Source organism: Kitasatospora sp. NPDC056800 (genome assembly GCF_042789775.1).
Lineage (GTDB): Bacteria > Actinomycetota > Actinomycetes > Streptomycetales > Streptomycetaceae > Kitasatospora.
In genome coordinates, this window is sequence record NZ_JBHUAL010000070.1 from 14,020 (window position 1) to 38,629 (window position 24,610).

At 75.9% G+C, this 24,610-nt stretch carries 15 protein-coding genes; 4 read left to right on the plus strand and 11 right to left on the minus strand.

The annotated features are described in order from the left end of the window. Positions 1–660 precede the first annotated feature (660 nt). From ACFRQN_RS17730 to ACFRQN_RS17740, 3 genes are all read right to left on the minus strand, one after another. Complete coding sequence (locus ACFRQN_RS17730; protein WP_380741119.1) at positions 661–2,316, minus strand: protein kinase; 1,656 nt, start codon at positions 2,314–2,316, stop codon at positions 661–663. Next, entirely contained in the window at positions 2,313–2,978 is a 666-nt protein-coding gene (locus ACFRQN_RS17735; protein WP_380741120.1) for a hypothetical protein, read from the minus strand. Before ACFRQN_RS17735 ends, ACFRQN_RS17730 begins: the two co-directional genes overlap by 4 nt. 304 nt (positions 2,979–3,282) lie before the next feature. Next, positions 3,283–5,448, minus strand: a complete 2,166-nt coding sequence (locus tag ACFRQN_RS17740) for an N-6 DNA methylase (protein ID WP_380741121.1) — start codon at positions 5,446–5,448, stop codon at positions 3,283–3,285. A 243-nt stretch (positions 5,449–5,691) separates the two neighbouring features. Between ACFRQN_RS17740 and ACFRQN_RS17745 the strand changes: the two genes are divergently transcribed. Next, entirely contained in the window at positions 5,692–6,282 is a 591-nt protein-coding gene (locus ACFRQN_RS17745) for a DUF4352 domain-containing protein (protein WP_380741122.1), read from the plus strand. Positions 6,283–6,417: 135 nt separating this feature from the next. Here ACFRQN_RS17745 and mfd read toward each other — a convergent pair whose 3' ends face one another. From mfd to ACFRQN_RS17780, 7 genes are all read right to left on the minus strand, one after another. Beyond that, the gene (mfd, locus tag ACFRQN_RS17750; protein ID WP_380741123.1) at positions 6,418–10,047 is read right to left on the minus strand and encodes a transcription-repair coupling factor; all 3,630 of its coding nucleotides are present in this window, start codon (positions 10,045–10,047) and stop codon (positions 6,418–6,420) included. Positions 10,048–10,778: 731 nt separating this feature from the next. Beyond that, on the minus strand, positions 10,779–12,143 hold the full coding sequence (locus tag ACFRQN_RS17755; RefSeq protein WP_380741124.1) for a hypothetical protein: 1,365 nt from the start codon (positions 12,141–12,143) through the stop codon (positions 10,779–10,781). Between the two features lie 265 nt (positions 12,144–12,408). Next, entirely contained in the window at positions 12,409–15,102 is a 2,694-nt protein-coding gene (locus ACFRQN_RS17760) for an SUKH-4 family immunity protein (protein WP_380741125.1), read from the minus strand. Beyond that, entirely contained in the window at positions 15,096–15,218 is a 123-nt protein-coding gene (locus ACFRQN_RS17765) for a hypothetical protein (protein WP_255357480.1), read from the minus strand. The genes ACFRQN_RS17760 and ACFRQN_RS17765 overlap by 7 nt, the downstream gene beginning before the upstream one ends. 5 nt (positions 15,219–15,223) lie before the next feature. Then, a complete protein-coding gene (locus tag ACFRQN_RS17770; RefSeq protein WP_049660184.1) occupies positions 15,224–16,225 on the minus strand; it encodes an SMI1/KNR4 family protein in 1,002 nt (333 codons plus the stop codon). Positions 16,226–16,363: 138 nt separating this feature from the next. Beyond that, positions 16,364–17,506 (minus strand): DegT/DnrJ/EryC1/StrS family aminotransferase, encoded by a 1,143-nt coding sequence (locus tag ACFRQN_RS17775; RefSeq protein ID WP_380741126.1) that lies wholly within the window; start codon positions 17,504–17,506, stop codon positions 16,364–16,366. Positions 17,507–17,550: 44 nt separating this feature from the next. Then, positions 17,551–18,711: a Gfo/Idh/MocA family protein gene (locus ACFRQN_RS17780; RefSeq protein ID WP_380741127.1), complete on the minus strand. Its 1,161-nt coding sequence runs from the start codon at positions 18,709–18,711 to the stop codon at positions 17,551–17,553. A gap of 387 nt (positions 18,712–19,098) precedes the next feature. Between ACFRQN_RS17780 and ACFRQN_RS17785 the strand changes: the two genes are divergently transcribed. Together ACFRQN_RS17785 and ACFRQN_RS17790 are read left to right on the plus strand one after the other, a co-directional pair. Next, a complete protein-coding gene (locus tag ACFRQN_RS17785) occupies positions 19,099–19,560 on the plus strand; it encodes a YwqJ-related putative deaminase (RefSeq protein WP_049653632.1) in 462 nt (153 codons plus the stop codon). 76 nt (positions 19,561–19,636) lie between these two features. After that, entirely contained in the window at positions 19,637–20,164 is a 528-nt protein-coding gene (locus ACFRQN_RS17790; protein ID WP_049653631.1) for an SUKH-3 domain-containing protein, read from the plus strand. 67 nt (positions 20,165–20,231) lie between these two features. Here the strand turns inward: ACFRQN_RS17790 and ACFRQN_RS17795 are convergent, their stop codons facing one another. Further along, a complete protein-coding gene (locus ACFRQN_RS17795) occupies positions 20,232–21,500 on the minus strand; it encodes a sensor histidine kinase (protein WP_049653628.1) in 1,269 nt (422 codons plus the stop codon). A 259-nt stretch (positions 21,501–21,759) separates the two neighbouring features. Here ACFRQN_RS17795 and ppc point away from each other — a divergent pair, with 259 nt between their 5' ends. Continuing rightward, complete coding sequence (gene ppc / locus ACFRQN_RS17800) at positions 21,760–24,564, plus strand: phosphoenolpyruvate carboxylase (RefSeq protein WP_049653627.1); 2,805 nt, start codon at positions 21,760–21,762, stop codon at positions 24,562–24,564. Positions 24,565–24,610: the final 46 nt, after the last annotated feature.

The window sequence follows — 24,610 nt, forward strand, 5'->3', positions numbered from 1 at the left end:
CCAGACCTGCTCCCGTTGCGGGCCGCCACGGTGGGCCCGCCGATGCGGGCCGTCGATCGCCGCCCGCGACCGGTCCACGTCACCGGCACGGCGCCGCCCGGTCGACGGCAGCTGAGGCGGCCGCTCCCCCGTCCCGGTGCATGCCAGTCCCGAAGCCGCACTCCTGCGGCAGGCGGCTCCGGTCGTCCAACGGCGGGCGGCCGGATCCATGGAGCCGCCCCTGCCGCACCGGCAACGGCGGCTCGTTCCTGCCCCACAGGTCGTCCGGCACCGACTACGGCGCTCTCCTCCCCTTGCCCGCCCGATGCCCCGCTCCTTCAGCGGCGGGGCGGGGCCAGGGGTGGCGGTGAGAGTACGGGTGAAGCAGTCCCTCCTCACAGCCCGCCCAACACCCCACCCCCTCAGCGGCGGGATGGGAGCCAGAGGGCGGCGGTGAGGGTGAGGGTGGCGCGGTCTCCTCCCCTTGCCTGCCCGATGCCCCGCTCGCTCAGCGGCGGGGCGGGGCCGGGGAGTGGCAGTGAAAGTGAGGACGAAGCAGTCCCCTCCCCACAGCCCACCCGACGCCGCGCCCCCTCAGAGACGGGGCGCGGTCCAGGAAGCGGCGGTGAAAGTGAGGGTGAAGCGGTCCCCACCCCACGGCCCGCCCGATGCCCCGCCGCCTCAGGGGCGGGGCGAGGGCCAGGGGGTGGCAGTGGGGGTGAGGGTGGAGAGGGATTGGCGGAGGCGGCGGACGGTGGGGTGGTGGGGGCCGTCGCGGCGTTCGCGTTCGAGGAGGAGGGGGAGGAGCCACTGCCAGGCGTTCTGGGGGTCTCCGGTGGCGGCGAGGTGGAGGCCGATGCGTTCGCGGAGGTCGTAGCCGCGCTCGGGGTCGGTGTCGAGGCCGGATTCGAGCCGGGCGGTGTGGGCGGTGAGGAGGGCCTGGTACTCGGCGAGGGCTTCGGGGCCGTGGCCGAGCCGGTCGAGGCAGATGGCGGCGCGGTAGCGGTGGTCAAGGCCCTGGGGGCCGTGCGGGCCGCCGTCGGCGGTGGCGGCGAGGCGGCGGTACTCGGGGAGGGCCTGCTGGGGGTGGCCCTCGTGCAGGAGGGTGCGGGCGTAGATGCTGCGGATGGTGCGCACCAGGGGCGCGGCGTCGCCGAGTTCGGCCTCGGCCCGGGGCAGCAGGCGGGCGGCGAGGCCGAGTACCTCGGTGTGGCGGCCGGCGTCGACCAGGTCGGAGAGCCGGGCGCACTCGTCGCCGAGGTCCGGGCCCGCGGGGACGGGGGCAGGCGTCGGAGGGGTTGAAGGCGCGGGCGGGATGAGGAAGGGTCGCGGCCCGGAGCGCACCACCGACGGCGGGGCGGCCGGGGCAACCGGGGCGGCCGCCTCGGCCGGCGGCTGCGGCTGGTGCGGGTAGCGGAAGGGCCGGGCCGGGTCCGGCAGCGGGGTGTAGCGGGGTTGCGGGGCGCCGTCGGCCGGGGGCAGCAGCGGGAGCAGCCGCGCGTACACGGTCCGGGCGTCGGCCGGGCGGTCGGCGGGCTGCTTGGCGAGCAGGTCGAGCACCAGCTGTTCCAGCGGCTGCGGCACCTCGGGGCGCAACTCCCGCAGCGGGACGGGCGGTTCGTCGACGTGCCGGCGCAGGACGCCGAGCGCGGTGGGGGCCCGGAACGGCTCCTCCCCGGCCAGCATCTCGTGCAGCAGGCAGCCGAGCGCGTAGAGGTCGCTGCGCGGGTCGGTGGTGGCGGCGAGGGCCTGTTCGGGGGCCATGTAGGAGGGGCTGCCGACGGGCACGCCAGTGAGGGTGAGCCGGGTGGTCTCGGTGTCGAGGGCGGTGGCGATCCCGAGGTCGAGCAGGACGGTGCGGCCGTCCTCGCGGACCATGACGTTGCTCGGCTTGAGGTCGCGGTGGACCACCGGGATGGCGTGGACGGCGGCCAGCGCGGTGCACAGCTGCGCGGCGACGGCCGCCGCGCGCTCGATCGGGAAGGGCGCGTCCTCGGCGATGAGGTCGGCCAGGCTGACCCCGGGGATGCGCTGCATGACGAGGTAGAGCTCGCCCTCGTCCTCGCCCGCGTCGAAGACGGTGACCAGCCCGGGGTGGTCGAGCGCGGCCGTGACCCGGCACTCGCGCAGGAAGCGGCGGCGCAACTCGTCACCGTGGCGGGCCCGTTCGCCGCCGGAGCCGGTCCCGCCGGGGACCAGGTGCTCGGGGCGGAGCAGCTTGACCGCGACCGGACGGTACAGCCGTTCGTCCTGGCCGGCCCAGACCTGGCCCATGCCGCCGTGGCCGATCTTCTCGGTGAGCCGGTAACGGCCGGCGATCAGCCGGGTGGCGGTCACGGCCGGTCCTCGCGGGCCTGGCGGCGCAGCAACTCGCCCAGCTCGCGCAGGTCGTGGGCGGTCTCGGGGGCCGGGGTCACCGGGCCCTGGGCGGCGGGAGCGGGCACGCCGTACCCCGGTACGGTCGCCGCGTACGGCGAGACGTCGGGCACCGCGTACGGCGAAACGGCCTGCGGTACGCCCGGCGGTACGGCCTGCGGCGCCGGCCGCCCGGCCAGCCAGACCGCGCGGCTGTCCATCACCAGGAAGTGCGCCGTCGGCAGGAGCCAGAGCACGGCCAGGGTGATCGAGCCGGTGGTGTCGGCGGCCGGATTCTTCAGGGTGCCCGCGATCCCGGCGGAGACGATCATGGTGAGCAGCAGCGCGCAGAACACCGCCGCGCCGAGGATGTCGTACGCCCGTCGGCGCCGGACCGCCAGCAGCAGCGAGGGGACGGCCCCGAGCAGGCCGAAGGTGAGCAGCGGGGCCAGCGCGCAGAGCACCCGCGCGACCACCCCGAACCGCCCGGGTACCGGAGCCTGTCCGGCCACCATCACCGGCCGGGGCAGCCCACCCGGCCGTCCGCCCGGCACCGTGCCCGGCGCGTACCCCGGCCCCGGCCCCGGCCCGTACGGCGTTCCGCCGGGCGGCGGTCCGAACTGCCCGGGGTACTGCCCTGACATGCGCGCTCCTGAGCTGGTGAGGACCGGCACCGACGGACGGTGCGAACGGCTGCGCCCACCGTACCGCCAGGCCCGGTCGCCCCGGAGGGCTTCCGTCCGCCTGCTGCCGCATCGGTATCACGCCGGTACCGCGCCGGTACTGAGCCGTGGTCACCTCCGGAACGGACCCCGCCCCACCTGGGGACACCGCCGCCCACCGGAGCGGACGCGACGCCGACCCGAGGACGGGCCCCGGGGCGGGACCGGTCGTCCACATCGGAGCCGCACGCGGCCTCGGGGTGCGTGCACCGCTGGGAGGTGTGCCCTACTCCGGCGGCGCCAGGGCGCCGGTCGCCAGGGCGTCGGTGGCGGCCCGGGCGAGGCCGCGGCCGAGGGCGGCGGCCTGGGTGAGGGCGGCGTCGAAGGCGGCGAGGCGGGCGAAGGCGGTGCCGAGGCGGTGCTGGGCGGGGAGGGGGAGGCGGGGCAGTTCGACGCGGCGGATGTCGAGGCGGGCGGTGGTGGTGGCGTGGCTGGCGGCGCGTCGGGTGCCGGCGGTGGAGCGGAACTGGCCGGCCAGGAACTCGGGGTCCAGGACGGCGGGGTCGGGCCGCAGGAGGTGGAGTTGGCGGCCGAGGGCGGCGCCGACCAGCGGGCCCTCGGCGGGGACGACCCGGGCGGTGCCGCCGCCGAGGGCGGGGACCAGGACGTCGCCGGAGCGGGTGCGGACGTCCCCGGCCGGGCCGGGGCCGGTGGCGAGGACGGCGCTGGGGGCGGCTCCGGTGGCGAGGTCCTGGTCGGTGACGACGGGGGTGCCGCCCGAACCGGCCGGCCGGGTGGCGGCACCGGTGCCGGAGGAGTACACCTCCAGCGCGCCGCCGCGGACCAGCTCGCCGATGGTGACCACCCCGACGGGCGCGGCACCGGAGGCGCCGTCGGTCGCGGCGCCCGGCCGCGGCAGCAGCGTGACCGGGTCGGGCAGGTCGGCCAGCAGTTCGGCGAGCCGGCCGCCGAGGTGGGAGAGCTCGGCCGCGCCGCCGAGCGGGGTGGCGGGCGGGACGTGCCGGGCCGGGGAGAGGTCGGTCTCGTCGTCGAGCAGGTCGATGGCGGCCATCACCCGGTGGACGCCGGGGCGGTCGGCGGGGACGGGCAGGCCCTCGCGCGCGGCGAGGTCGAAGCCGCGCCAGGCGTCCAGGACGGTGCGGCGCAGCCCGGTCCAGTCGACCTTGTCCCGGCCCCCCTCGGCGGCCTGCGCCCCGGCGGCCCCGCCCGGTCCGGTGGGTGCCGGGCCGGAGGCCGACGCCCCGGCGTCCAGCATCAGCACCTGGCGGAAGTCGCTCCCCGGCAGGGGCGCGCGCAGCACCCACAGGTGCAGCGGGACGCCGTACGGCGGGGCGGCGCCGGCCGGCAGCGCGATGACGGCCCGCAGCGCGCCGGAGCGCAGCAGTTCGGCCCGGATGCGGCGGCCGGCCCGGCGGGCGGCGACGGTCGGCGGGAGCAGCAGCGCGGCGAGGCCGCCGGGGCGGGTGTGGGCGAGGCAGTGCAGCACCCAGGCGAGTTCGGACTCGCCGCGCGGCGGGACGAGCCCGCCGGGCCAGCGGGTGTCGTACTGCAGCTCGTCGTGGCCCCAGTCGCGCTCGTTGTACGGGGGCTGGCAGAGCACCGCCTCGAAGGTGTCGCCGGGGAAGCCGTCGGCGCGCAGGGCGTCGCCGGCCCGCAGGTCGAGCGGCAGCGGGCCGGGCTCGTCGGCGGGGGTGTGCAGGGCGATCCGGAGCCGGGCGAGGGCGGCGGCGACCGGGTCGGCGTCCTGGCCGTAGCGGCCGGTGGTCGGCGGGTGGGCGAGCAGGACGGAGCCGAGGCCGACGGCCGGGTCGAGCACGGTGGCGGGGACGCCGGCGACGGCGGCGAGCAGCTCGGCGGCCTCCGGCGGGGTGGGGCTGAGCTGGCGGGTGTTGGCCTCGGCGTACCGGGTGAGCAGCTGCTCGTACGCGCCGACCGGGCCGGCCTGGGCGGCGAGTTCGGCGAGCAGCCGGGCGAGGTCCAGCTGGGTGCTGCCGAGCAGGCCGGGGAGGCCGAGGGTGCGGGCGCCGTCCGGGCCGAAGGCGTGCACGGCGGTGCCGGCGACGGCCCGGGGCAGTGCGAGGGCGAGCCGGGTGTCGGGCCGGTCGGCGAGTTCGGCCCACTGTCCGGGCTCGCGGTGCAGCAGCAGGAGCAGGGCGCCCGCCTCGACCAGCGGGGCGGCGGGGTGGCCGGCCGGGTCGCGGAGGGTGTCGACGAGCTGCCAGACCCGCTCCAGCAGAGGGAGTTCGGCGATCTTGCCCTGGGCGCGCAGCCAGGACTCGACCTCGGCGAGCGCGAAGGCCGGGCTGGCGTCGGTGCCGCCGACCGGGCGCGGGAAGTCGGGGTGGCGGCGGCGCCAGTTGCTGACCGCGGCCCGGCCGACGCCGGCCAGCCGGGCGATCTCGGCGGCGGTCACTTCGGGACGGTCCGGCACGGGGGCTCCTTCGGTGGGGCTGCGACCGCACTGCGGGCGGGGGCTGGGCGCCGGGCCGGGGGTGGGCGGCTCGGGGCTGTGACCGCACAGCATAGCGACGGGCCCCTCGATCCCAGTTCACATGTGAACAGAGCTCTTTTGTGAAATCGCATTGACATGATTCACGCCCGAGTGGTGTGATCTCTCCGTCGCCACCGAACGGGGGCGGCGCCAGGAAGACCACCGATCACCGGGAGAACACCCATGTCCGCGACCCCCCGCCGCCGCACCGCCTCCCTGCTGCTGGGCGCCGCCCTGATCACGCTCACCGCGACGGCGTGCAACTCCACCGGCGGCCCGTCCGTCGCCACCGAGCCCAAGCAGAGCGCCGCCGCGAGCGCGCCCGCCGGCGGCGGCAAGCCGGCCGACGCCCCAAAGGTGGCGCAGGTCGGCGACACCATCCCGCTCAAGGGCAACGACCCGGCCGACACCGCCGAGGTGACGCTGGTGAAGGTGGTCGACAACGCCGAGGCCGACAACGAGTACGTCCACCCGGCCGACGGCAAGCGCTTCGTCGCGGTCCAGTTCCGGATCAAGGCCAGCGGCAAGAAGGCCTACAGCGACGCCCCGGGCAACGGCGCCAAGGTGCTGGACGCCCAGGGCCAGTCCTTCGGCACCACGGTCGCCGACACCAAGGCCGGCCCGAGCTTCCAGGTCCCGGCCAACATCGCTCCCGGCGAGAGCGCCCTCGGCTTCGTCACCTTCGAGGTCCCGAAGGACGTCAAGCTCGACAAGGCCCAGTTCGGCCTGGACAGCGGCTTCGCCCCGCAGACCGGCCAGTGGAAGATCGGCTGACAGCCCTGTTCACAGCCGCAGCCCCGCCCCGCCCCGCCCCACCCGGACGGACGGACGGACGGACAGCCAGGCAGACACGAAACGGCGGCCCCGGGCAGAGCCCGAGACCGCCGTGGACCACCCGAGGGGCGGACGCTACTTCTTCGCCCCCGCCAGGTCGTCGAACATCGCCGACAGGAACTCGCTGCACCAGCCCAGCAGCTCCCGCCCGACCAGCGGCTTGCCGCCGATCCGCCCGGTGCTCGGGCGCGGCACCAGCAGCTGCTGGGCCGCCGCCTTCACCTGGCTGCGCGGGTAGAGCCGGTTCAGCCGCAGCTGCTGGGACTCCCGCAGCTCCACCGGCCCGAAGCGGACGTTGGAGCCCTGGAGGGTGATGTCCGAGATCCCGCACCGCCGGGCGTACAGCCGCAGCGCCGCGACCAGCAGCAGGTTCTCCACCGGCTCGGGCAGCTTGCCGTAGCGGTCCACCAGCTCGTCCCGGACCTGCTGGATGTCCTCCTCCGAGTTGACCGCGGCGATCGAGCGGTACGCCTGCAGCCGCAGCCGCTCGCCGGGCGCGTAGTCGTGCGGCACGTGGGCGTCGACCGGCAGCTCGATCTTCACCTCCAGCGGCTCCTCCTCCGCATCCCCGCCGCCGGCCAGCGACTCGCGGAACTCCGCCACCGCCTCGCCGACCATCCGCATGTAGAGGTCGAAGCCGACGCCCGCGATGTGCCCGGACTGCTCGCCGCCGAGCAGGTTGCCCGCGCCGCGGATCTCCAGGTCCTTCATCGCGACGTACATGCCCGCGCCCATCTCGGTGTGCTGGGCGATGGTGGCCAGCCGCTCGTGCGCGGTCTCGGTGAGCGGCTTCTCCGGCGGGTACAGCATGTACGCGTAGCCGCGCTCGCGGCCGCGGCCGACCCGGCCGCGCAGCTGGTGCAGCTGGGAGAGGCCGAAGGTGTCGCCGCGCTCCACGATCAGGGTGTTGGCGTTGGAGATGTCGATGCCGGACTCCACGATCGTGGTCGACACCAGGACGTCGAACTCCTTCTCCCAGAAGTCGACGACGACCTTCTCCAGCTGGGTCTCCCCCATCTGCCCGTGCGCGGTGGCGATCCGCGCCTCGGGCACCAGGTCCTTCAGCCGGGCGGCCGCCTTGTCGATCGACTCCACCCGGTTGTGGATGTAGAACACCTGGCCCTCGCGCAGGAGTTCACGCCGGATCGCGGCCGAGATCTGCTTCTCGTCGTACGGCCCGACGAAGGTCAGCACCGGGTGCCGCTCCTCCGGCGGGGTGGTGATGGTGGACATCTCGCGGATGCCGGTGACCGCCATCTCCAGGGTGCGCGGGATCGGGGTCGCGGACATGGTGAGCACGTCCACGTTGGCGCGCAGCTTCTTCAGCTGCTCCTTGTGCTCGACGCCGAAGCGCTGCTCCTCGTCGACGATGACCAGGCCGAGGTCCTTGAACCTGGTCTCGGAGGAGAACAGCCGGTGGGTGCCGATGACGACGTCCACCGAGCCCTCGAACAGCCCCTCCAGGACGGCCTTGGCCTCGCTGTCGGTCTGGAAGCGGGACAGCGCCTTCACCGTCACCGGGAAGTTGGCGTAGCGCTCGGCGAAGGTCGAGAAGTGCTGCTGCACCAGCAGCGTGGTCGGCACCAGCACCGCCACCTGCTTGCCGTCCTGCACGGCCTTGAACGCGGCCCGCACCGCGATCTCGGTCTTGCCGTAGCCGACGTCGCCGCAGATCAGCCGGTCCATCGGGACGGACTTCTCCATGTCGGACTTGACCTCGGCGATGGTGGTCAGCTGGTCGGGCGTCTCCGCGTACGGGAAGGCGTCCTCCAGCTCGCGCTGCCACGGGGTGTCCGGGCCGAAGGTGTGGCCGGGGGCGGCCATCCGGGCCGAGTACAGCTTGATCAGGTCGGCGGCGATCTCCTTGACCGCCTTCTTGGCCCGCTGCTTGGTCTTCGCCCAGTCCGCGCCGCCGAGCCGGTGCAGCGTCGGGGCCTCGCCGCCGACGTACTTGGTGACCTGGTCGAGCTGGTCGGTCGGCACGAACAGCCGGTCGCCGGGGTGGCCGCGCTTGGCCGGGGCGTACTCCAGCACCAGGTACTCGCGGGTGGCGCCCTGGACGGTGCGCTGCACCATCTCGACGTACTTGCCGACGCCGTGCGCCTCGTGGACGACGTAGTCGCCGGCCACCAGCGCCAGCGGGTCGATCGCGTTGCGGCGGCGCGAGGGCATCCGGCGCATGTCCTTGGTGGAGGACTTCTGGCCGGACAGGTCGGTCTCGGTGATGACCGTGAGCTTCAGGTCCTCGTCGACGAAGCCGTGCTCGATCGAGCCGCAGGAGACGTGGACGACGTCCCGGGTGGGCGCCTCGGCGAGGTCGGCGACCAGGCGGGCCGGGATGCCCTCGTTGCCCAGCACCTCGGCGAGCCGGGAGGCCGGGCCGTGGCCCTCGGTCACCATGACGACCCGCCAGTCGGCGGCCAGCCGCTCCTTGGCGTCGGCGATCGCCCGGGCGGTGTCGCCCCGGTAGGCCTCGACGGCGTGCATGCCGAGGGTCAGCGTGTTGGCGTCGAACTCCAGGATGCCGTCGACCGTCGACTCGCTGGTCGCGAACGGGCTGACCGACCACCAGGGCAGTCCGATCTCGGCGGCGTGCTCGCGCACCTCGGCGAGCGAGCGCAGCGAGGCGGCGGAGACGTCGATGGCCTCCAGGTCGATCGGCCGGTCCCCGCCCGCCGCGGCCGCGACCCAGGACGCGTGCAGGAACTCCTGGCTGGTCGCGACCAGGTCGGCGGCCCGGGTGCGGACCCGCTCCGGGTCGCAGACCACCGTGACGGAGCCGAGCGGCAGCACGTCCAGCAGCAGCTCCATGTCGTCCACCAGCACCGGCGCCAGCGACTCCATGCCCTCGACCGCGATCCCCTCGGCGATCCGGTCGAGGATCTCGGCCAGCCCGGGGTGTTCGGCGGCCAGCTCGGCGGCCCGGGCCCGCACCTCGTCGGTGAGCAGCAGCTCCCGACAGGGCGGCGCCCACAGGCCGTGCTCGGCGATCTCCAGCGAGCGCTGGTCGGCGACCTTGAAGTACCGGACCTCCTCGACCTCGTCGCCCCAGAACTCCACCCGCAGCGGGTGCTCCTCGGTCGGCGGGAAGACGTCCAGGATGCCGCCGCGGACGGCGAACTCGCCGCGCTTCTCGACCAGTTCGACGCGCGCGTAGGCGGCGGCGGAGAGCCGGCGGGCCACCTCCTCCAGGTCGTACGACTCACCGCGCCGGACGGCCACCGGCTCCAGCTCGGCCAGCCCCTTGACCTGCGGCTGGAGCACCGAGCGGACCGGGGCGACGATCACCTGGACCGGCCCGGCCGCCGGGTCGTCCGCCCTCGGGTGCACGATCCGGCGCAGCACGGCCAGCCGGCGCCCGACGGTGTCCGAGCGGGGCGACAGCCGTTCGTGCGGCAGGGTCTCCCAGGCCGGGAACTCGGCGACGGCGTCGGCGGGCAGCAGCGAGCGCAGCGAGGCCGCGAGGTCCTCGGCCTCCCGGCCGGTCGCGGTGACGGCGAGCACCGGACGGCCCCGTTCCCCGGCGGCCTGCCCGGCGAGCGCGCGGGCCAGCGCGGCGATGGCGAACGGCCGGGCGGCGGGCGGCCCGACCAGGTCCAGGTGGCGGCGTCCGCCGGCCGCGGCTCCGGTGGCGGTGGCCGCCTCGATGGCCTCGGCGAGCGCCGCGTCCCGCGCGACGACATCGAGCAGTCCGGTCAGACTCATCTGGGGTCTCTTCTTCGTCCCGTGGCTGGTGCTGTCCCGGGGCGGCGAAGGCCCGCCGGGGCAACGCGAACGGCCCGGCACGCCGAGCGGCCGGGGGTCTCCAGCCTACGCCGCGGCACGGACACGCACGCGGTCCACGGCTCCGGCGGGGCCGGACCCAAGCCGGACCGGGGGCCACGCCAGGACCGCGCCGGGGCCGTACCGGGGCCCGGGGCGTCGGCCCCCGCCCGGGCCGCCCCCCAAGTTTTGTCAGGAACACATCCGGGAACGAACGGCTGGACGGACCACCGGTCCGGCCGGTGGACGAACCGACCGGAACCCGCACCGAACCGGGCACGGCCATCCGCCACGAACTGGACATACTCCTGTCACTGGCCGTCCATGGAGATCGCGCACCATGGTGAACGTGCCCGCCGCACCCAACCGTGGGGGATGGCTGTGGGGGCACTGTCGCACCCCCGATGGGGGTCGGAGGTGCGAGGCCGGGCGGCCCTGGGTGGGGGCGCCCGCCCAAGCGCCGGGAACCGTGGCGCCCTTTCCTGGAGGGCGCCACGGGTCTCGGCCTCTTTCGTTCCCGGGGCCTACCCCGTCGGCCGCCGTCCTATCCCGAACCCGGCCCCCTGTTCCGCCCCCGCCCCGCCCCGGCACGACCGGCACCCCGGCACGACGAAGGCCCCGGCCCGCCCGGCGGGGGCGGTCGGGGCCTTCGCGGCGCGCGGTCGGGCGCCCGGTCAGCGGCGGTTGTAGCTCACCGTGTGCGGGGTCGCGTAGTCGCTGCCGTCGTCCACGATGATGATCTTCGGGACGATCCGGGTCTCGTCCTCCGACGGCTTCCCGGCACCCTTCTCCACCGCGGCCGTCCCGTCGGCGGTCCCGTCGACCGTCTCCTCGGCGGGCGGCGCGGCCGGCTTCGGCGGCACCGGGCCGGTCGCCACGGGCCCGCCGATGGCCCTGGTGGCACTGCTGCCGACCACCGGCGTCCGCAGCACGGTCGCCGCCCCCTCCCGGGCGGCGGGGGCCTTGGCCCCGGCCGGAGCCGCGGGGGCCAGGGCCTTGCGCAGGTTCGCCACCGGGATCTCCCCGGTGTCCGCCTCCGAGTCCACCGGCGCGGCATCGACGACGGCGTCCGCGACGGCGTCCCGCGGCGCGGGGGTCGTGGCGGCCGCGCCGGAGGCCTGGACGGCCGCGGCGGCCGCGGCCGCCACCTCGGGCTCGATCTGGCCGACCGCCGCCCCGGTGAGCGAGGCCAGCGTGGCCTTGATGTGGTCCAGGTGCTGCTGCACCGTGTCCAGCCGGGTGTCGAACTCGCGCTGCTCGCGCTCGCTCTCCGCGTTGATCTTCTCGGCCTCCCGGCGGGCCTGCTCGATCAGCTGGTCGGCCTTGGCCTGGGCGTCCGTCTCCAGCTGCTTGATCCGGTTCAGCACGGTCTCCCGCTGCTGTTCCGCCTCCTTGACCCGGCGCTCGGCGGTCGCCGAGACCTCGGTGTCCTCGGCGTCGGCCTTGGCCTGGGCGGCGGCGAAGGTCTCGTCGGCCTTGCGGCGCCGGGTGGCCAGCTCGGCCTCGGCCTGCTCGCTGGCCTCGGCGGCGGCCACCCGCACCTTGGCGGCGTAGGCGGTGGCGGCGTCCCGGGCGGAACGGCTCTCCCGGTCGGCGTCGGACCGGATGCCCTCGGCCTCGGCCCGGGTCCGCTCCTCGGTGCGGCGGGCGGCCGCGTCGGCGTCGGTACGGGTCGTGGTGCCGTACTCCTTGGCGGCGCGGTCGGCGGCCTGGCCGGCCTCGTAGACCTCGTCCCGCAGGTCCTCGGCGAAGCGCTCGGCCTTCTCCCGGACGGCGCGCGCCTCGTTCTCGGCCATCGCGGCCAGTCCGGCGGCCTGCTCGCTGAGCACCTGGTAGTCGGGCTCCGGGGCGTCTTCGGCGGTCCGGCGGATGTCGGCCAGTCGGGCCTCCATCTGCCGGATGCCTGCGCCCAGGACGCTCAGCCGCTCCCACGCCTCGTCACGCTGCGCGGTGAGGGCGGCGAGGGCTCGGTCGACCTGCTCGGGCACGTAGCCACGGCGGGCCTGGGTGAAGCCGTACTGGGGGACGGCGTCGCTCATGGGCTCTTCCCCTCGTTTCGCGGGCTGCGGAGCCCATGATCGGACGGAACGGACGGATCCGGAACCGGTTCGGAGGCCGGGGCCGGATTCCGCCGTCGTACGGACCGGAATGTGTCGAGGACCGGACGAATAGACCCATCCTCTTGACCTATTTTGCGCAGATCCGGGCGAAACCCCAACGAGGCACGGCTGCGTCGGCATGCCGAAGGGGTCGTTCCGGACACCGGAACGACCCCTCCCACCTGCGAGGATCAGCGACGACCCGCTACAGCAGGCCGTCCCAGAACTGCTCCAGCAGCACGGCCCACCACGTGTCCGCGTTCTGCAGGGCCGCCGGGTCGATCGCGGCGAGCTGGGCCTGGAAGTCGGTCGTCCATCGACCGGCCTGGTCCGGCGTCAGCCCGTACCGGAGCCGCCACATCCGGCCCAGCAGGGCCAGCGAGCGGACGAACTCCGGTACACCGCTGTTGACGAACCGGGGCGGCTGGCCGGTTCCATCGATGTCCACGGCCACCACGTGCGCGGTGCCGTACTGGACGCACAGCTGGCGGCCGTAGTCGTTGCCCAGCACCAGGTAGCCGCCGAAGTCCGGGCCTGCGGCGAGGCCGCGCTCGGCGGCCAGCTCGGCGAGCGTCGGGATCGGACGGCCCTCCTGCGCCTGCGCCCAGAAGAACGGCCCGAAGTCGCGCGGCAGCCCGGCCCACATCAGGGTCTGGGACACCGGCTCGGGCACGCCCTGGCGGGAGACGGCGCGCTGCTCGTAGCGGAACAGGTTCTGCCCGAAGGCGGCCCCGGTCTCCTGGGCGAGCTGCTGCGGCGGCAGCGGCGGCAGCGCCTGGACCGTCCCCGGCGCGGGCGGCGGCACCCGGAACGGGCGGACCCGCTGGGCGCCGGACGCCAGCTGGTGCAGCTCGTCCAGGTGGTCGAGCAGCTCGGCCATCCCGGCCTGCCGGGAGGCATGGTCGCGGCCGTACGGGGCGGTGTGGGTGAGCCGGACGTTCGGCCAGGACGCGGCGATCATGCGGTTGCAGTAGCCGCCCGGCAGGTCGCAGGACTCCAGCTCGGTGTAGAGCTCCAGCACCTGCTCCGGCGGCACGTTGAGCCGGCGCAGGTCCTGGAGGATCTTCCACTCCGGGTGCGGGGTGCCGGGCTCGCTGCGGTGCAGCAGCTTCTGCTCCGAGCCGTCCGGGCCCCGGTAGCTGAGCGCGGCGAAGTACCCCGGGCCGACCGCGGGCACGCCCGGCGGCACCGGCGCGGGCGGCGGCGAACCCGGCACCACCGCCGGCGGGACGACCCCGGCGGCGCCGGGCGCGTTCGGGTAGCCGTAGCCGGCCGCGGGCGCGGCGGGGGCCGCCGGACCGCCGGGCGGCGGCGGGACGGCGGGGCCGCCGGACGGCGGGGTGCCCGGGTCCGCCGGGGCGCCCAGCAGCGCCGGGTCGATCGCGCCCGCCAGCTGGGTCGCCTCGTACGACGGACCGGACGCGGCCGGGCCGGCGGCCGGCGCACCCTGCGGGGCCACCGGGGCCTCGCCGCCCCGCAGGCCCGCCGGGGGCGGGGGCGGCGGGGCGGAGGCGGCGCCACGACCACCGGGGTGGGCGGCGGGCGTGCCGGAGCCCGGGGTGTGCTTCAGCCCGGCGGGCGGAGGCGGCGGCGGACCCGAACCCGCACCGCGCCCCAGCCCGGCGGCGGGGCCGGGGGAACCGGCGGGGCCACCGCGCAGCGCGGCCGGCGGGGGCGGCGGCGGACCCGAACCCGCGCCACGGCCCAGCCCGCCCTGCGGCGCGGCGGCCTCCGGGGCGCCGGGAGCCGGGACACCGGGGGCCGGAGCGCCCGGGGCCGGAGCACCGGGCAGCCCGGCGAGACCGGGCAGGCCGCCGGGCGGGGCCAGCATCGTCGGCGCGTGCTCCACCTGCGGACCACCGGCGGGCGGACCACCGGCGGGCGGGGCCACCGGGGCACCCGGCAGGCCCATCAGCCCGGGCATGGCGTCCGGCGAGGCGAGCAGCGTGGGCGCCGGCTCGGCGGCCGGGGCGGGCGCCGGCACTGGCGCCGGTCCCGGGGCCGGCGGCGCGACGGGCGGCGCCGGGGGCTGCGCGGCGGGCGGCTGGGCGGCGGGCGGCGGGACCGGGGGCATGCCGTAGCCGCCACCCGTCGGCGGCATCAGCATGGTCGCGGCCTCGGCACCCGCCGGCGCGGCGGGCTCGGGCAGGTCCGAGCCGGTGGTCCGCAGCCCTTCGGACATCAGGACGGTCGCGGCCTCGCCCTCGACCGGCGGCCGGCCGGGCACCCCAGGCGCGACGGGCGCGACGGGAGCCGCGACCGGCGGCACCGGCGCGACGGCCGGCTCGTCGTGCCCGGCCGGCGGCGCGAGCATGGTCGGCGCGTCCCCGGCGGGCCGGTCGGAGACCGGCGGCTCGGTGAGCACGGCCGGCCCGGGCCGCGGCGCCGCGGCGGGCGGCTCCTCGACGGGCGCGACAGCCGGAACGGGCGCGGGCGCGGCAGCGGCGGCCGGGGCCTCCGCCCCCTGCGGGCCGGCCGGAGCCGTCCCGAGCCGCTCCGCCTCCGCCGCGATCGCCGCGGCCCCCGCCTCCTGGAGCCACTGCGGCGGGCTGAGCAGGAACGAGGTCGCCTCCACCGGCCCGGGCGCGGGCTTCGCCGCCCCCGCCGGGTTGGCCGCCACCGGCCGCCCGTAGACCTCCTCGTACTGCCGGACCACCTCGTTGACGGGCAGCGCGGGCCAGAGCGTGCTGGCACCGGAGTCCCGGGCGATCACCAGCCGCGCCTCCCCCGAGCCGCCGCCCGCACCGCCCGAGCCGTCGGCCGGGCCCGTGGGCGCCACCGCCCAGCAGACGAAGCCCAGGTCGAACTCCCGGACCCGCACCTCGCGCTGCTGCGAGCGCGGCACCCCGCCGTTGATCCACTCCTCGGCGAGCTCCTGCGCCTGCGCGTACGTCACCACGCCCGGTTCACCCCTGTCCGCATCCTCTTCGTCCCCCGTTCCACCGCGACCACCTCGGCCACCGACACCACCGCGACCACCGACACCACCGCGAGCACCACGAGCACCGCGCCCACGCGCCTCAGCCGACCGGGACGGCCCGGGCGAACCCGCCGTCCACCATCAGCTCCGCGACCGTCTCCAGCTCCGGCGGGCTGCCGGCCAGCCGGAGCAGGAAGGCGTCGAAGTCCTCGCCGCAGGGCAGCAGCAGCCGGGCGCAGCGGTCCTCCGGCGCCTCCGGGCCGCCGGCGTCGCGGGCGTCGTCGTACAGGTGGAACCAGACCGAGCCGGTCCGCTCGCCGCGCACCTTGAGCGCGACCAGGCCGCCCTGCGCGTAGGCGATGCCCAGGTAGTCCTTGGTGAGGTGGTCGCGCAGGCACTTGTTGGCGTACACGACGTCGTCGGTGCCGTACTCCTCGGTGAGCGTCAGGAACGGCTGGTCGAGCAGCAGTCCGAGCTCGGTGTCCAGCGCCACGCCGACCGGGGCGCGGCCGCCGCCCAGCTTGAGGAAGGTGCGGTAGGCGTCGGGCAGCCGGTAGCCGAGGCGCTCCTCGGCGCGCTGCACCAGGTCCTCGGGGACGCCGATCGGGTCGCCGCCGTCCCCGGCCAGCGAGAAGTGCACCGGCCGGCGCTCCTGCAGCGGGCGGGTGCCGCGGCGGGTGTGGTCGGCGGCGGAGGTGGCCAGGCCGCCGTGGTGCCGCAGCAGCGCCTTGACCTCGACCGGGACGAGCTCCATCCGCCGCCAGCCGGGGGCGGCCCGGCCGACCGCGTGGTGCCAGGTCCAGCCGGGCGGGGTGGCGACGGCGGTCGGGAGGTCGGCCCAGAGCGGGTGGCCCTGGGTGTAGAGCGCGGCGTTGGCCGAGACGTAGTCGGTCAGCCGCAGTTCGTCCACGCCGAAGCCCGCCGGCGGGTCGGCCACCTCGGCCGCGGCGGCGGCGTACGGACCGAAGTCCGGGAAGCCGTACTCGTCCACCCTGACCCCGGCGGGGTGCCGCTCCGCGCGGACCGGGTCCGGGAACTGCACCACCTGACCTGCGTACGCCGCGTTCGGTGCGGCGGCGACGCCGGGCCGACCTGTCGTCATCTGGGAGCCCCCACTGGCTGCTGCAAAATACGGTGCTTGCTGGGCACCAGCCTAGGGCCTGCCCTCAACCCCCGGTCAGCCAGGCGGATGACGGGCCCCTGCCCCGGAGAGCCCGGAGCGCAGGCAGTGCCCCCGCCGTCACAGCCGCCCGCCCAGCGCCCGCGCCAGCGCCTCGGCCACCCGCAGCTGCCGGGCCTCGGTGAGGTGCGGGTGCAGCGGCAGGCTGAGCAGTTCGCGGGCGGCCCGCTCGGCGACCGGGAACGTCCCCTCGCGGTGGCCGAGGTGACGGAACGCGGGTTGCAGGTGGACCGGCACCGGGTAGTGCACCCCGGCGCCGATCCCGGCGGCGTGCAGCGCGGCCAGCACCGTGTCGCGGTCCCGGCCGGGGCCGATCCGCACCGGGTACAGGTGCCGGACGTGCTCGTTGCCGGGCGCGGTACGGGGCAGGGCGAGTCCGTCCAGCCCGCCCAGCAGCGCGTCGTAGCGGGCGGCGGCGGCCCGGCGGGCGGCGTTCCAGGCGGGCAGCCGGCGCAGTTTGGCGCGCAGCACGACGGCCTGCAGCGCGTCCAGCCGGGAGTTGCAGCCGAACCGTTCGTGCCGGTACCGGTCGCGGGCGCCGTGGTCGCCGGTCAGCCGGACGGCGTCGGCCAGGGCGCCGTCGTCGGTGAGCACCGCCCCGGCGTCGCCGTAGGCGCCGAGGTTCTTGCCCGGGTAGAAGCTGGTGGCCGCGATCCGCCCGTACCAGGTGCGCCCGTGCTGCCGGGCGCCCTGGGACTGCGCCGCGTCCTCCACCACCGGACGGCCGTCGGCCGCCGCCAGCAGCGGGCCCATCGGGGCGAGTTGGCCGAAGAGGTGGACGGGCAGCAGCGCGACCGCGCCGGGCAGCGCGACGGCGGCCCGTTCCGGGTCCATCAGCAGGTACTCCGGGTCGGCGTCGACGAGCACCGGGCGCAGCCCGGCCCGCAGCACCGCCTCGGCGGTGGCGACGAAGGTGTTGGCGGGCAGCACCACCCCGCCGCCGGGCGGCAGGTCCAGGGCGCGCAGGGCCAGTTCGAGCGCGTCGGTGCCGTTGGCGGCGCCCACGCAGTGCCGGACGCCGACGAAGGCCGCGTACTCCCGCTCGAAGGCGGCCACTTCGGGGCCCTTGACGAAGGCTCCGGAGGCGAGCACCCGGTCGAAGCCGGCCCGCACCTCCTGCGCCACCTCGGCGTGCGCCGCCGCCAGATCGACCAGCGGAACGCCCTCCCCCGCCGCACCGCTGCCCTGGGCCGGAACGCCCACCCCCTCCCCCGCCGCACCGCTCCCGGAACCGTGCACCACCCCGCTCACCACGCCTCCGCCCCGGCCCGGACCGCCGCGCCCACCGGCACGGTGACCCCGCCGAGTTCGAGGCTGAGCGAGGCCGCCTCCAGCAGCTGCAGCACCCGCACCCCGGCCCGGCCGTCGGTGAGCGGGGCCCGGCCCTCGGTGATGGCGGCGGCGAACTCGGCCATCACGTTGCGCAGCGCCTCCTGCTCGACCAGCGCCGGCGCGACCATCTCGCCGACCCGGTAGGAGATCAGCGCCCGGTGCCGGATCTCGTCGGTGAGCTGGTCGGGCGGGGTGAGGTCGACGCCCCGGTCGTGCACCGCCAGCCGGGCCTGCGGGTTGAGGTCGTCCCAGACCAGGGTGCGCCGCGAGCCGCCGATCAGGGTGGTGCGGACCTTGGTCGGGGAGAGCCAGTTGACGTGGCAGTGCGCGAGCGCGCCGTTGCTGAGCCGGACCGTCAGGTACGCGACGCAGGCGCGGCCGGCCCCGATCGGGTCGGCGCCCTGGGCGGACACCCCGACCGGTTCGACCCCGGGCGGCAGCACGAAGTCCAGGATCGACAGGTCGTGCGGGGCGAGGTCCCACAGCACGTCGACGTCCGGCTGCACCAGGCCGAGGTTGATCCGCACCGAGTCGAAGAACTGGACGTCCCCGATCTCCCCGCCGTGCACCAGCTCCCGGATCCGCCGCACCGCAGGGGTGTAGCAGAAGGTGTGGTCGCACATCAGCACCAGCCCGCGCCGCTCGGCCAGGTCGACCAGCTCCTCGGCCTCGGCGGCGGAGGTGGTGATCGGCTTCTCCACCAGGACGTGCTTGCCGGCCTCCAGCGCCGCCCGCACCAGCGCGTAGTGGGCGCCCGCCGGTGTGGCCACCGCGACCGCGCCGACCCGTTCGTCCGCCAGCACCCGCCGGTAGCTGGCGGTCGCCCCGACGGTGCTGTACTCCCCCAGCACCGCTCGGGCCTTGGCCTCGTCCAGGTCGCACAGCCAGTGCAGCCGCAGCGCCCGGGTGTGCTGCGCGTTGCGGACCAGCTTCGGGCCCCAGTAGCCGGCCCCGACCACGGCCAGCCCGACGGGGCGCTCGGGCACCGGCCGGGGCGGCTCGTCCGGTGCGGGTACGTGGCCGCCGGGTGCCTGGTTGGCGGCCTGCCAGTGGTCGTCCTGCGGTTCCGACGTCATCGCACGGGCCCCTTCGTTCAGCACCGGGGTGGGCGGCAGGCCCTCCCCGGTGGCCTCAACGTCCGGCGCGGGCACGGGAGTCGGGCCCGCCCGGCGGTTGCTCCGCGCGGTCGGCCGCGTCCCCCTTCGGCTCGCTGCCGGAACGGTACCGGCCGCGTACCGGCCTCCGGGGCCGTTTCGGTAAATCGGCGGACAAGTCGTGACGGACGCGTGCGCGTTCGGCCAGCATCGGGTGACCGCCGGGCCGGTCCGTGGCGCCACCGGCCGCCGCCGCACCCCGGTTGCGCGGTTGTCAGTGCCGTTTGACAGGCTTGCCCCTGAACAGGCTTGCCCCGGACGGGCCCGGTCACTCCGGCCGACACCGGGTTACCAGGAGGAGGACGACGGATGACCACCGGTGAGCCGGCGGGCCCGCCCGTGCTGCGCCACCACCGCGACAGCCTGCTGCCCGCCGTCGCCGCCGCGCTGTCGCTCAAGGGCGGCGAGGTGCACACCCTGGCGGGCGACAAGGACCCGCGCCGCCCGGTGCTGCACCACCTGGTCGCCGATTTCCTGGACGCCCTGCCGACGGAGGCCCGCGAACGGTTCACCGGCCGCTGCCCGGAGGCCGTCCTGCTCTCCCAGCACCTGGCCGCGGTCGACGGCCGGCGCTCCAAGCGCGCCGCCCGCAAGCCGATGACGCTGCACGAGGCCCGCAAGGCGCTCAAGGGCTCCCGGATGACGACCGTCCGCATCCGAGAGGAGGGGGATCCGGCGCACGGCAGCCACGCGCCGCCCTGCCGCTCCTGCGCTCCGATGCTGGAGCACTTCACCGTGCGCAGCGTCGCCGTCGGGCCGCCCGCGCACTGACCGCCCGCGCACCGGCCGGCCGAGCCGCCGGCACGTCCCCCGTCCCCCAGCCCTGGAGCCCGCCCTGAACCCGCCCATCCCGCCCGCACCGGCCACCCTCTCCCCCGCCGGCGCCCGGACCCGCCCGCGCTTCCCCGCCGACGTCGCCGCCGAGCTCAAGGCGGCCGGCTGGCACCCCGGCCGCTGGCAGATCCGGCAGGCCGAGGAGTGGGCCGACGCCCTGGTCGGGTACGGCGCGCCCACCGGCGTGACGCACGCGGTGTTCCCGGCGGCGGTGGAGGCCTGGGCCGAGTTCGGCGGCCTCGCCTTCGACCTGTCCGGCCCGGGCCGCCAGCTGGCCCGCACGCCGTTCCTGATCGACCCGCTGTGCGGCCTGCACCAGCCGCGCACCCTGCTCGACCTCGGCCGGGCGCTGGGCACCCGGCTGGCCCCGCTCGGCGAGGAGGCGTACGGGCAGGCGCTGCTGGCCGTCGACGAGGAGGGCCGGGTCTACAGCCTGGACCACACCGGCGAGTGGTTCCTCGGGCACGGCATCGACCAGGCGGTCTCCGCCCTGGTCCTGGGCACGGCCCCGGAGCGGCTGCGGACCCCGGACGAGTACTGACGAGTACTGACGGGCACCGAGGCGTACGGAGGAGGAGCACCGGGAGCGCCGGAGCGCCGGGCCCGGCTCAGCGCAGCCGCTCGGCCCGCACCGCCAGCCGGGACGGCAGCACCGCCTCGATCCGGAACCCGCCGTCCGCCTCCGGCCCGGAGGAGAAGGTGCCGCCCAGCGCGATCACCCGTTCCCGCATCCCGACCAGCCCGTTGCCCCCGCTGGGCAGCTTCGCCGCGCCCCGCTCCCCGCCCGGGCAGGCGTTCACCACGGCCACCCGCACCCCGTTCGGCGCGTACGAGAGCAGGACGGACACCTGGGCGCCGCCCGCGTGCTTGTGCGCGTTGGTCAGGCCCTCCTGGACGACCCGGTAGGCGGTCTGCTCGGCCTCGCCGGTGAACTCCTGCCGGCTGCCGCTGACCGTCAGGGTCACCGCCATCCCGGCCACCCGGGACTGGTCCACCAGCCGCGGCAGCCCGGCCAGCGAGTCCGGCTCCGGCTGCCGCTCGTCGTCCATCCGCAGCACCCCGAGGATCTCGCGCAGTTCGTTCAGCGCCTGCCGGCCGACCTCGCCCATCAGCTTGGCGCTCTGCGCCGCCTTCTCCGGGTCCTTGCCGACGATCCGCTCCAGCGCCCCGGCGTGCACCACCATCAGCGACACCCGGTGCGCCACCACGTCGTGCATCTCCCGGGCGATCCGGGTGCGCTCCTCCAGCCGGGCCCGGCGGGCGCGCTCCTGCGCCTGCTCGGCCAGCAGGTCCAGTTCGGTCTCCAGGCCGTGCGCGCGGTCCTTGAGCGACTCGATCAGCCGCCGCCGCGCGCCGACGTACAGTCCGGTCAGCACCGGGGCGACCGTCAGCCCGACCGCCACCAGCAGCGACAGCAGGATCTGACCCCACAGCGGCGGCGGGTCCACCGGCCCGTCCCCGGGCGTCATCAGCGACACCGCCATCACGGCGGCCGCCTCGGCGAAGGCCAGCGCGGACAGCGCGACCACCCGGCGGCGCCGCGAGGGCCACTCCCAGGTCGACGCCAGCGTGTACAGCGCCACCACCAGCAGCACCACGCCCAGCATTCCGGGCATCACCAGCAGCGTCACCAGCACCGGGACGGCCGGCCAGCGCCGGCGCACCACCAGGGAGCCGCCGGCCAGCGTGCCGAGCACGGCTATCCCGACCGCTCCCGCGGTGCTGACGTGGATCCGGGCGGAGAGGAAGGCGATCGTGCTGGCCGCGCACTCGACGGCGGCGAGCAACGCCAGCCCGATGTCCAGGAAAGCGCTGCGCGGCCGCTTCCACCACAAGAACGACCGGACCGGCACGCGCTCCCCAGGCGAGTTGCTCATGCCCCACAGCGTAAGCGGCAACCCCCTCCCCTCCCCACCGGGATCTCCCCGTACACCCCCCTAGGCCGTCAAGTGGTCCAGACCACAGGTGGTTTTCGGCAGCCCTGTCCGCCATCCGGCCACGTCGCGGACAGCACCCTCCCCGACACCTATGCTGGTCGCGTCGGACAGCGCGGTCCGCACGCGTCACACCCGCCACACGCGTGTGGACCTGTGACGATGAGCCGTTGCCGAACCCCACCACCACAGGGAGACAGCCGTGACCGCTCCGGTCCCCACCCCGGCGGACAGCCCCACGCCCGTCGTCGCCGATCCCGACAACGCCGCCCTGCGTGCGGACATCCGCCGCCTCGGCGACCTGCTCGGCGAGACGCTGGTCCGCCAGGAGGGCCCCCAGCTGCTGGGCCTGGTCGAACAGGTCCGCCTGCTGAGCCGCACCGACGGCGAGGCCACCGCCGAACTCCTCTCCGACATCGACCTGGACACCGCCGCGAAGCTGGTCCGGGCGTTCTCCACCTACTTCCACCTCGCCAACGTCACCGAGCAGGTGCACCGCGGCCGCGAGTTCGCCACCCGCCGCGCCCGCGAGGGCTCGCTGCTCGCGCAGACCGCCGACCTGCTCGCCGAGGCCGACGCCAAGCACCTCCAGGACACCCTGGCCCACCTCGCCGTGCGCCCGGTCTTCACCGCGCACCCCACCGAGGCCGCCCGCCGCAGCGTCCTCAACAAGCTGCGCCGGATCGGCGAACTCCTCGACCGCATCCACCGCGACGAGGTCACCTCCGGCCTGGCCGCCGCCGACCAGGCCCGCACCAGCAGCGCCAAGCGCTCCGCCGACCGCCGCCTGGCCGAGGTCATCGACCTGCTCTGGCAGACCGACGAGCTGCGCATCGCCCGCCCCGAGCCCACCGACGAGGCCCGCAACGCCGTCTACTACCTGGACGAGCTCTACCGCGAGGCCGTCCCCGAGGTCCTGGAGGAGCTGCACGAGGAGCTCGCCCGGGTCGGCCTGAGCCTGCCCGACGGCGTGCGCCCGCTCACCTTCGGCACCTGGATCGGCGGCGACCGCGACGGCAACCCCAACGTCACCCCGCAGGTCACCTGGGACGTCCTCAACCTCCAGCACGAGTACGGCATCAAGGACGCGCTCGCCGCGATCGACGACCTGCGCAACACGCTCTCCACCTCCGAGCGGCTGGCCGGCGCCTCGGTCGAGCTGCTCGCCTCGCTCAACACCGACCTGCACCTGCTCCCCGAACTCAGCCCGCGCTACAAGCGGATGAACGCCGAGGAGCCCTACCGCCTCAAGGCCACCTGCATCCGGCTCAAGCTGGAGAACACCCGCGAGCGGCTGGCCGGCGGCACCCCGCACGTCGAGGGCCGCGACTACCTCGGCACCCGCGAGCTGATCGCCGACCTGCGGCTGATCCAGGACTCGCTGCGCTCCCACCGCGGCGAGCTCATCGCCGACGGCCGCCTCGCCCGCGCCATCCGCACCGTCGAGGCCTTCGGCCTCCAGCTCGCCACCATGGACGTGCGCGAGCACGCCGAGGCCCACCACCACGCCCTCGGCCAGCTCTTCGACCGGCTCGGCGAGGAGGCCTGGCGCTACGCCGACATGCCCCGCGAGTACCGGCAGAAGCTGCTCGCCAAGGAACTCCGCTCGCGCCGCCCGCTCGCCCCCACCCCGGCCCCGCTGGACGAGGCCGGCACCAAGACCCTCGGCGTCTTCAACACCGTCCGCCAGGGCTTCGAGCGCTTCGGCGACGAGATCGTCGAGAGCTACATCATCTCGATGTGCCAGGGCGCCGACGACGTCTTCGCCGCCACCGTGCTGGCCCGCGAGGCCGGCCTGATCGACCTGCACGCCGGCATCGCCAAGATCGGCATCGTGCCGCTGCTGGAGACCACCGACGAACTCCAGCAGGCCGACCGCATCCTCGACGAGATGCTCTCCGACCCGTCCTACCGCCTGCTCGTCTCGCTGCGCGGCGACGTCCAGGAGGTCATGCTCGGCTACTCCGACTCCTCCAAGTTCGGCGGCATCACCACCTCCCAGTGGGAGATCCACCGCGCCCAGCGCCGACTGCGCGACGTCGCCCACCGCTACGGCATCCGGCTGCGCCTGTTCCACGGCCGCGGCGGCACCGTCGGCCGCGGCGGCGGCCCCTCGCACGAGGCCATCCTGGCCCAGCCCTGGGGCACCCTGGAGGGCGAGATCAAGGTCACCGAGCAGGGCGAGGTCATCTCCGACAAGTACCTGCTCCCCTCGCTGGCCCGGGAGAACCTGGAGCTGACCCTCTCCGCCACGCTCTCCGCCTCCGCGCTGCACACCGCCCCGCGCCAGGCCCCCGAGTCGCTGGCCCGCTGGGACGCCGCGATGGACCAGGTCTCCGAGGCCGCCCACACCGCCTACCGCGGCCTGGTCGAGCAGGAGGACCTGCCGAAGTACTTCTTCGCCTCCACCCCGGTCGACCAGCTCGCCTCGCTGCACCTGGGCTCCCGCCCGTCCCGCCGGCCCGACTCCGGCGCCGGCCTGGACGGCCTGCGGGCCATCCCGTGGGTGTTCGGCTGGACCCAGTCCCGGCAGATCGTCCCCGGCTGGTACGGCGTCGGCTCCGGCCTCGCCGCCGCCCGCGCGGCCGGCCTCGGCGACGTGCTGGACGAGATGTACGGCGAGTGGCACTTCTTCCGCAACTTCCTGTCCAACGTCGCCATGACGCTGGCCAAGACCGACCTGCGGATCGCCCGCCACTACGTCGAGCAGCTGGTGCCCGGCGAGCTGCACCACGTCTTCGACGAGATCAAGGCCGAGCACGCGCTCACCCTGCGCGAGGTGCTCCGGCTCACCGGCGAGAGCGAACTGCTGGAGCACAACCCGGTGTTGAAGCAGACCTTCGCCGTCCGCGACGCCTACCTCGACCCGATCTCCTACCTCCAGGTCGCGCTGCTGCGCCGCCAGCGCGAGGAGCTCTCGGCCGGGCGCCAGGACGACCCGCTGCGCGCCCGCGCGCTGCTGCTGACCGTCAACGGCATCGCCGCCGGCCTGCGCAACACCGGCTGACGGCCGGCCCGAGAACGGCCGAGGGCCGGTGTCCCGTCGGGGACAC